Here is a 1591-nt window from a genome sequence, read left to right on the forward strand (position 1 = left end):
GATGAGCGGAGCGTGCCGATACGAGCCGCGGAGCGGGAAGAGAGCTGCGGGGAGTGCCGGCCTGCATCCGCAGCAGGTCGCCCAACGCCATTCCGACGGCTCCCGCCGCTCGTTGCCGAGCTGTCACGGTCGGCGTGAACGGCAGAAGCTGCGCCAGCGGGCGGATGAGATGCGGGGCGATGACCGTCATGAGCAGGTGCCGTTCGCGCGCGCTCTCCCTCGCCGTCGCCACGTCTCCGGTGGCGAGATAGCGCAGGCCACCGTGCACGAGCTTCGAACTGAAGCGGCTCGTGCCGAAGGCGAGATCCTCGCCTTCGATAAGAACGACGCTGAGGCCTCGGGATGCGGCATCGAGCGCCACTCCTGCTCCGGTGATGCCTCCGCCGACCACGAGCACGTCGACCGTCTCATCGGCCGCGCGGGTGATCTCGACGGCCCGACGCGCGACGTTGAGGTCGGGGGAGTGCGTGATCACGGCCGGAGCAGTCCGTCGAGCGCTGTGCGAAGCTCGCGCTCCCACGACTCCTCGGAGATGAGCTCCGAGACCGTACCGTGCGACAGCACCGCCGACTGGGCGACGAGCAGCAGCATCACCGCGATCTCCTGCGGTGCACCGAGACGAACCGTGCCACCCTGCTGACCCTCGTGGATCGCTCTGGCCAGCCAACGCAGGATCATCCGCTGACTCGACCCCACACGATGCAGCGTGTAGCGCATGAAGACCTCGGGCTCATCGGCGAGGAGACGGCTGTACACCGCGTCAGAGCGGAACAGCGAGGAGAACCGCAGCACGTCGTCGACGAGGGAGCGGCGGTTGCTCGCGTGCGTGGGGAACTGCTCGATGATTCTCGTCACCCGGCGCAGCAGAGCCGCCCGCACCACATCGTCGGCATCGGTCCAGCTCCGGTAGATGGTCGGACGGCTGCGTTCCGCCCGCCGCGAGAGCGCGGCGACCGTGACTCCATGGACGCCGCGTCGCCTGATCAGTTCGTCGGCCGCATCGAGGATGCGCGCCTGGGTGACATCCCACTGAGGCGAGGTCTCGAGGGGATCGATTGCGATTGCTTGACGTTGTTCCATGTTATGTCACACTGTAACGCATGAGCCAGCAGAACGGCAGCGAGGCCGCGCACGCGCAGATGCGATGGAACGGCTGGGGCGACCCCGCAAAGGCGAAAGACCTGCCCCCCGCGGTTCGCGCACTCCTGCCGCTACTTCTCGGCCGCATCCGCAAGCCCGCAGGGTCCACGGACCTGAGTTACGTTCGAATCGACGCGTCATCTCTGCACGACGACGACATCGCGGCCTTCTCCGCCGTCGTCGGCGCCGACCACGTGGACCTCTCAGCCGAGGCGCGGATACGTCACTCGGGCGGCCGCTCGACCCCGGATCTGCTGCGAAGGCGGCGCACCGAGCAGCCGTCGCCGGATGCCGTCGTGCTGCCCGGAAGCCACGATGAGGTGGCGCGGTCGCTCGTCGTCGCCGCAGACCGGGGCATCGCGGTGATCCCGTTCGGCGGCGGGACGAGCGTCGTCCGCGCCCTGGATCCGGAACGAGGTGCGCACCGCGCGGTGATCAGCCTCCACCTGCG

3 protein-coding genes are annotated in these 1591 nt (G+C 68.6%); 1 reads left to right on the forward strand and 2 read right to left on the reverse strand.

All coding sequences use genetic code 11. The annotated features are described in order from the left end of the window. Nucleotides 1-475 (reverse strand): FAD-dependent oxidoreductase (locus tag J7E68_RS18895; RefSeq protein ID WP_215175085.1); only part of this gene is annotated, 475 nt, incomplete at its 3' end. Beyond that, nucleotides 472-1080, reverse strand: coding sequence for a TetR/AcrR family transcriptional regulator (locus J7E68_RS18900; RefSeq protein ID WP_215175086.1), 609 nt, complete (start codon nt 1078-1080; stop codon nt 472-474). The genes J7E68_RS18895 and J7E68_RS18900, both read right to left, overlap by 4 nt. A gap of 20 nt (nt 1081-1100) precedes the next feature. On the opposite strand from J7E68_RS18900, the gene J7E68_RS18905 reads away from it, so the two are divergent. Continuing rightward, the coding region (locus J7E68_RS18905; RefSeq protein ID WP_251049168.1) for an FAD-binding protein at nt 1101-1591 on the forward strand (491 nt) is incomplete at its 3' end.

This window comes from Microbacterium sp. ISL-103, from assembly GCF_018613995.1.
GTDB lineage: Bacteria > Actinomycetota > Actinomycetes > Actinomycetales > Microbacteriaceae > Microbacterium.